Raw genomic sequence first — 6,941 nt, 5'->3', positions numbered from 1 at the left:
TGGCCCCCCGCCAGGCCCCGCCCCGGTGGCCTCCCCACTGTTCCGGTTGGGGGGCCCTTGAGGGAATCAGATTCCCTCAAGGGCCCCCTCACGGACTTCAAGACCCGGCCACATGGTGACAAATAGGGCATTCCGGTGCTATTGGAGTCCTTTGTGGACGGTCGGCGGGCCGGGGTCGCGCGGCTTAAGTTCCTGGCATCGGCTCTGATTCCCCCAGGGTTCCCTTCACGGACTCAACCGGCGCGCGCAACCAGCCCCGCCGGAACTCACGGCGCATCCGGCAACGCCCGCAAGAACGCCAGAACAGTCGCCCTCCCCAGCGACTCCCGGTCAACCCCCAGCGCGGCAAGCGTCGTCTCCCCGTACCGCCCCCGAGGCAACGCCCCTGCCCACTTCCGGGCAACCGCCGCCGGATGGATCGGATCGTCCGAACACCCTCCGACCCCGGCCGGAACCTCCACCCCCCGCAACGCCTCCAGCGTCGGCGCGGCCCGCCCGGCAGCCACCCGCAGCCCGGCCTCCAGCCCGGCCCCGTGCCGCCGCCAAGCCCGCCCCAGCTCGGCCGCGAGCCACCCCGGACTCCCCGCCGAAGCCTGCGTGACCGCCCCTTCAACCCCTGAAGCGGCCACCAGATCCGCTGTAACCGTCGCAGCCAACGCCGCGGGCGCGGACCCGGATTCCCCATTCCAAGCCGGGAGCGCCGCCAGCAGCCCCCCGCAACGCCCGGGATTCGCCACCGCCCACTCCGCCGCGAGATGCGCCCCGAACGAAATCCCGCCCACCAGCACCGTCCCGTACCGGTCAGCGAGACCGTCCAGCTCCGCCAGAAACGCCTCCGCGAGACCGGCCCCGGCAACCGGCGCGGGCGTGATCAGCGGCACTCCCAGCGCAGCGAGCGGCCCCCCGAACACCGAGCGCACGAAGACCTCGTCAGAGCCGGTACCGGGCAGTAGGACGGCGGCCGGGACATGGATTGCGGACGTCACGTTGCGATCTTGCCCCAAACCCGTTTCCCTGACTGGGACCACAGCTACGCTGGAACACGCACGGGCCGAACGAAGTCGGGGGCCCCGGAGCACAGGAGCACACCATGTCCGCCAAGGACGGCGGCTACTTCAGCCGGTTGGTTCGCAAGCTGACCAGCGACGTCGAGGACCTCGACGCCGACGAGATGTCCGAGAGGTCGGGTGCCGAGGGCGCGCAGCGCGCCTGCGACTGCCGGTCCGGCGAAGAGGTGACCGTGCTCGGCAGGCTGCGCAGCGTCGAGCTGTCGCCGACCGACGGGCCCGCCTCGCTGCAGGCGGAGCTGTTCGACGGCACGCAGGGCGTGACGCTAATCTGGCTGGGCAGGCGCCGGATTCCCGGCATCGAGCCCGGCCGCACCGTCAAGGTCCGCGGCCGGATGGCCGAACGGGATGGGCAGAAGGTGCTCTACAACCCGTATTACGAACTCCAGAGCCCGGTAGGGTGATCAACGCTCGTGACTGAACCCGCTGCTCCCCGCGACGAGAAGGACGCGCCCGGAAACGGGGGCGACGAAGAGCGGCAGCCGACGCTGATGGAGCAGATGGGCGGGGTTTCCGGCCTGTTCTACTCCTCGGTGCCGGTCATCGTCTTCGTCCTCCTGAACGCGATCTTCGGGCTCACCGTGGCGATCTGGGGCTCGATCGGCAGCGCGGTGGCGATCACCGTCCTGCGCGTCGTGCGCAAGGAGCCGCTGCAGCCGGCCATCTCGGGGTTCTTCGGCGTCGCGATCGCGGCGTTCATCGCGTTCCGCACCGGGTCCGCGAAGGGGTTCTTCCTCTTCGGCATCTGGGCCAGCCTCGTGTACTGCGGCGTGTTCGTGATCTCGGTGCTGGTGCGCTGGCCGCTGGCGGGCGTCGTCTGGAACGCGCTCAACGGCAACGGCACCGCCTGGCGCAAGGACAAGCCGTCCCGCTACGGCTACGACGTCGCGACGCTCGCGATGGCCGTCATCTTCGCCGCCCGGTTCGTGGTGCAGCGGTGGCTGTACGACGGAAACCAGACCGGCTGGCTCGCGTTCGCCAAGATCGCGATGGGCTACCCGCTGTACGCGATCGGGCTGCTGGTGGTCGTCTGGGCGGTGCGCCGCTCCGACAAGCGGCTGAAGGCCCTCGCCGAGGAAGAGCCGGAGCCGGAAACCGACGCGCAGCTGGAAGCGCGTTTGCGGCAGAAGTACGCCGAAGCCCCGACTCCCGAAACCTGACCAGCACGACCCCAATGTGGCGTTGGGTGCATGCGACGCACCCAACGCCACATTGGGGCGCTAGTAGCCCAGGGCCGAGCGGATCTCCGGTTCGACGTCCGAGGTCGCGACGAACAGCAGCTCGTCGCCCGCCTCCAGCGGATCCTCCGGCTGCGGCACGATCACCCGGTCGCCGCGCAGGATGGTCACCAGCGCCGCGTCGCGCGGCAGCGCCAGCTCGCTCACCGGCTTGCCCGCCAGCGGCGTCTCCTCCGGCAGGGTGAGTTCCACCAGGTTCGCCTGCCCCTGCCGGAACGTCATGAGCCGCACCAGATCGCCGACGCTCACCGCCTCCTCGACCATCGCGGCGAGCATCCGCGGGGTCGACACGGCCACGTCGACGCCCCACGCGTCGGTGAACAGCCATTCGTTGGCCGGGTTGTTCACCCGCGCCACCACGCGGCGCACCGCGAACTCCGTCTTCGCCAGCAGCGACACCACGAGGTTCGCCTTGTCGTCGCCGCTCGCCGCGATCACGACGTCGCAGCGTTCGATGCCGGACTCCTCGAGGATCGACACCTCGCACGCGTCGCCGAGCACCCAGTCGGCCTGCGGAACGGATTCCGGCTCGAACTGGTCGGCGTCGCGCTCGATCAGCATCACCTGGTGGTTGCCGTCGATGAGCTCCGCGGCGATGGACTGCCCGACGGCTCCCGCGCCCGCGATCGCGACCCGCATCAGTTCTCCTCCTCGGGGGCGCGAGCGGCCAGGCTCGTCACGTCTCCGACGGTGCCCGATCGCGCCGCCACCCACACGTCGTCGTCGGCCTGCACGACGGTCTTCGCGTCCGGCAGCACCGGGGTGCCGAAGCGCATCATGAACGCCACCCGCGCGCCGGTGGTCTCCTGCAGTTCGCGCACGCTGCGGCCGACCCAGCCCTCGTGCAGCGGCAGCTGCAGCAGCGCGACGTTGCCGGACGGGTCGCGCCACGCGGAGGCGACGCCGTCGGGCAGCAGGGTGCGCAGGAACCGGTCGGTCGTCCACGGCACGGTCGCGACGGTCGGGATGCCCAGCCGTTCGTAGACCGCGGCGCGCTTGTGGTCGTAGATCCGCGCGACCACGTGCTCGATGCCGAAGTTCTCGCGCGCGACCCGCGCGGAGATGATGTTGGAATTGTCGCCGCTCGACACGGCCGCGAAGGCGCCCGCCCGCTCGATCCCGGCCTCGACGAGCACCCGGCGGTCGAAACCCGCCCCGACGACCTGCTGGCCGTGGAAGTCGCTGCCCAGCCTGCGGAACGCCTGCTGGTTCTTGTCGATGACGGCCACGTCGTGGCCGAGCCGCTCCAGCGCCGCGGCCAGAGACGCGCCGACGCGGCCGCATCCCATGATCACCACGTGCACGCTTAGCCTCCTCGCAGGGTGGGGATGACCCGGTCGTGGGTACCCTCGGACACCAGCGCCGAACCTACCTTGCGCCCACCCGGTTACGCTCTCGTGGTGTCGAAGTTCCCGACCGTGCTGAAGCGGCTGGTCCTCGGACGTCCGTTCCGCAGCGACCGTCTTGCCCACACGCTGTTGCCCAAGCGCATCGCGCTGCCCATTTTCGCCTCCGACGCGCTGTCCAGCGTGGCCTACGCGCCGGAGGAGATCTTCCTGACGCTGAGCGTCGCCGGCTTGTCCGCGTACGCCTTCGCGCCCTGGATCGGGGTCGCGGTCGCGCTGGTCATGCTCGTCGTCGTGGCGTCGTACCGGCAGAACGTCCACGCGTATCCGAGCGGCGGCGGCGACTACGAGGTCGCGACCACCAACCTCGGCGGGAAGTTCGGCCTGACAGTGGCGAGCGCCCTGCTGGTCGACTACGTGCTGACCGTCGCGGTGTCCACTTCGTCCGGTGTCGCCAACATCGGCTCGGCGATCCCGTGGGTGGCCAACCACAAGGTGATCACCGCCGTGGTGATCGTCGCCGTGCTGACCGCGCTCAACCTCCGCGGGGTGCGCGAATCGGGCAAAGCGTTCGCCATTCCCACTTACGGCTTCATCGCCGGCATCCTGATCATGGTCGTCTGGGGGCTGTTCCAGACCTTCACCGGCACCGAGATGCGCGCCGAGAGCGCGGGCTTCACGCTGCACGAGGAAGGCAGCTGGGCGGGCGTCGCGTTCGTGTTCCTGATCCTGCGGTCGTTCTCGTCCGGCGCGGCGGCGCTGACCGGGGTCGAGGCGATCAGCAACGGCGTGCCCGCGTTCCGCAAGCCGAAGTCGAAGAACGCGGCCACCACGCTGCTGCTGATGGGCGTGCTCGCGGTGACGATGCTCGTCGGGATCATCACGCTCGCGGTCGTCACGAAGGTGAACTTCGCCGAGGACCCGGCGCGGCAGCTGGCGGGCGCGCCCGCGGGCTACGAGCAGAAGACGATCGTCGCGCAGATCGCGCACGCGGTGTTCGAGAGCTTCCCGCCCGCGTTCTACTACATCTCGTTCTCCACCGGCATCATCCTGCTGCTGGCCGCGAACACCGCGTTCAACGGCTTCCCGGTGCTCGGCTCGATCCTCGCCCAGGACCGCTACCTGCCGCGGCAGCTGCACACCCGCGGCGACCGGCTCGCGTTCTCCAACGGCATCCTGTTCCTCGCGGCCTTCGCGCTCGTGCTGATCATCGCGTTCGACGCGGAGGTCACCCGGCTGATCCAGCTGTACATCGTGGGCGTGTTCGTGTCGTTCACGGTGAGCCAGGCGGGCATGATCCGGCACTGGAACCGGTTGCTGGCCAAGGAAACCGACCCGGCGGCGCGGCGGCGGATGCGCCGTTCGCAGACGGTGAACGCGGTCGGCCTGACCATGACCGGCGTCGTGCTGGTGATCGTGCTGATCACGAAGTTCCTGCTCGGCGCGTGGATCGCGATCGCCGCGATGGTGGCGATTTTCGCGCTGATGACGGCGATCCGGAAGCACTACGACCGGGTGTCGGAAGAGCTCAAGGACATGGGCGACGCGCCGACCGTGCTGCCCTCGCGCAACCACGCGATCGTGCTGGTGTCCAAACTGCACCGGCCGACGCTGCGCGCGCTGGCCTACGCCAAGGCGATGCGCCCGGACGTGCTCGAGGCGGTCACGGTCAACGTGGACGACGCCGACACCCGCGCGCTGACCCAGGAATGGGAAGCGCACAAGTTCAAGGTGCCGCTGAAGGTCGTCGAATCGCCGTACCGGGAAATCACGAAGCCGGTGCTGGATTACGTGAAGCGCGTTCGCGGCGCCAACCCGCGCGACGTCGTCACCGTGTTCATTCCCGAGTACGTCGTGGGGCACTGGTGGGAGCAGGTCCTGCACAACCAGAGTGCGTTGCGGCTCAAGGGACGGCTGCTGTTCCAGCCGGGCGTGGTCGTGGCGAGCGTGCCGTGGCAGCTGGAGTCGTCGCAGAAGGCCGCCGCGCGGATGCGCAAGGCCCGCCCCTCCGCCGGTGACGTCCGGCGCGGGTTCACCCCCGGCACCGCTCGACCGGCGGACGCCAAGAAGCCAGCCCCTGCGACAAAGGAATCATCGGAATGAGCGACAGCTGGCTAGGCCGCGTACTGGAACTGGAAGTGGGTCCGGTCGCGCACGGCGGGCACTGCGTGTCGCGTGTGGACGGACGAGTGCTGTTCGTGCGGCACGCGCTGCCGGGCGAACGCGTCCGGGCGGAAGTGACTGAAGACAAGGGCGGCTCGTTCTGCCGGGCGGACGCGATCGAGGTGCTCAGCGGGTCCGAGCACCGGGTGACGCCGCCGTGCCCGCTCGCCGCGCCGGGCGGCTGCGGAGGTTGCGACTGGCAGCACGCCGAACCGGCCTACCAGCGTGAGCTGAAGGCCGCGGTGGTGGCCGAACAGCTGCAGCGGCTCGCCGGGATCGAGCGCGAGGTGGTCGTGGAAGCGCTCGACGACAGTCCGCTCGGCTGGCGCAGCCGGGTGCGGCTGGTCGCCGGACGCGACGGCCGGGCCGGGCTGCGCGCGCACCACAGCCACCGTGTCATCCCGATCGACGACTGCCCGATCGCGGTGCCGGGCTCGCTCGACGCCGCGCTGAGCAAGCGCTGGCGGCCGGGCGTCGAACTGGAAACGACCAGCGACGGCGACAACCATCTCCACCTGCGCGAACTCGTCACGGTGCGCGGGCGCACGCAGGGCAAGCAGCTGTCCGGCGGCATGGCGATCCAGCACGCGGCCGGGCGGGACTGGCGGTTCGACGCGCACGGATTCTGGCAGGTCCACCCGCTCGCGGCGGACACGCTCGCGGAACTTGTCCGGGAATGGGCGGACGCGCCGCGCGGCGGGGTCGCCTGGGATCTGTACGCCGGGGTCGGGCTGTTCGCCTCGGTGCTGGCCGAGCAGGTCGGCCCGGACGGGCGGGTGCTGGCGATCGAATCCGGCCGGCGCGCGGTGACGGACGGCGAGCGCAATCTTTCCGACCTGCCGCAGGTCAGCTGGCGTTCCGGGCGCGTGGAACACCTCATCGGGGAAGCTCCGACGCCGGTCGACGTCGTGGTGCTCGACCCGCCGCGCAAGGGGGCCGGCCGAGAGGTCGTCAACGCGATCGCGGCCGGTGAGCCGGACCGAATCGTCTACGTGGCGTGCGACCCGGCGGCGCTGGCGCGGGACGTGCAGTTCTTCTCCGAGCACGGGTATTCGCTGACGGATCTGCGGGCTTTCGACGCGTTCCCGATGACGCACCACGTGGAGTGTGTCGCGCTGCTGCAGTGA

The 6,941-nt window shown here is 70.2% G+C and carries 7 protein-coding genes; 4 read left to right on the top strand and 3 right to left on the bottom strand.

Annotated features, from left to right (window positions below):
• Positions 1-266 precede the first annotated feature (266 nt).
• Positions 267-986, bottom strand: a complete 720-nt coding sequence (locus ABZX37_RS44920) for an alpha/beta hydrolase (protein WP_354750457.1) — start codon at positions 984-986, stop codon at positions 267-269.
• Positions 987-1,090: 104 nt separating this feature from the next.
• Here ABZX37_RS44920 and ABZX37_RS44915 point away from each other — a divergent pair, with 104 nt between their 5' ends.
• Positions 1,091-1,471, top strand: coding sequence for an OB-fold nucleic acid binding domain-containing protein (locus tag ABZX37_RS44915; protein ID WP_009075573.1), 381 nt, complete (start codon positions 1,091-1,093; stop codon positions 1,469-1,471).
• 87 nt (positions 1,472-1,558) lie between these two features.
• Positions 1,559-2,227 (top strand): DUF3159 domain-containing protein, encoded by a 669-nt coding sequence (locus ABZX37_RS44910; RefSeq protein WP_354750458.1) that lies wholly within the window; start codon positions 1,559-1,561, stop codon positions 2,225-2,227.
• A 60-nt stretch (positions 2,228-2,287) separates the two neighbouring features.
• On the opposite strand, the gene ABZX37_RS44905 is transcribed toward ABZX37_RS44910, so the two are convergent.
• A complete protein-coding gene (locus ABZX37_RS44905) occupies positions 2,288-2,944 on the bottom strand; it encodes a TrkA family potassium uptake protein (RefSeq protein ID WP_344267550.1) in 657 nt (218 codons plus the stop codon).
• A complete protein-coding gene (locus ABZX37_RS44900) occupies positions 2,944-3,609 on the bottom strand; it encodes a TrkA family potassium uptake protein (RefSeq protein WP_354750456.1) in 666 nt (221 codons plus the stop codon). The genes ABZX37_RS44905 and ABZX37_RS44900 overlap by 1 nt, the downstream gene beginning before the upstream one ends.
• 96 nt (positions 3,610-3,705) lie before the next feature.
• On the opposite strand from ABZX37_RS44900, the gene ABZX37_RS44895 reads away from it, so the two are divergent.
• Complete coding sequence (locus ABZX37_RS44895) at positions 3,706-5,754, top strand: APC family permease (protein ID WP_354750455.1); 2,049 nt, start codon at positions 3,706-3,708, stop codon at positions 5,752-5,754.
• The gene (locus ABZX37_RS44890) at positions 5,751-6,941 is read left to right on the top strand and encodes a class I SAM-dependent RNA methyltransferase (protein ID WP_354750454.1); all 1,191 of its coding nucleotides are present in this window, start codon (positions 5,751-5,753) and stop codon (positions 6,939-6,941) included. Before ABZX37_RS44895 ends, ABZX37_RS44890 begins: the two co-directional genes overlap by 4 nt.

The organism is Amycolatopsis sp. NPDC004079 (assembly GCF_040610415.1).
In the GTDB taxonomy this organism is placed as follows: Bacteria; Actinomycetota; Actinomycetes; order Mycobacteriales; family Pseudonocardiaceae; genus Amycolatopsis; species Amycolatopsis halotolerans.
This window is presented reverse-complemented; position numbering and strand designations above follow the sequence as displayed.

Bases quoted from the DNA above. Each gene is read 5' to 3' on its own strand.
- ABZX37_RS44915 (WP_009075573.1), top strand. From the start codon at position 1,091: ATGTCCGCCAAGGACGGCGGCTACTTCAGCCGGTTGGTTCGCAAGCTG.
- ABZX37_RS44910 (WP_354750458.1), top strand. From the start codon at position 1,559: ATGGAGCAGATGGGCGGGGTTTCCGGCCTGTTCTACTCCTCGGTGCCG.
- ABZX37_RS44905 (WP_344267550.1), bottom strand. From the start codon at position 2,944: ATGCGGGTCGCGATCGCGGGCGCGGGAGCCGTCGGGCAGTCCATCGCC.
- ABZX37_RS44890 (WP_354750454.1), top strand. From the start codon at position 5,751: ATGAGCGACAGCTGGCTAGGCCGCGTACTGGAACTGGAAGTGGGTCCG.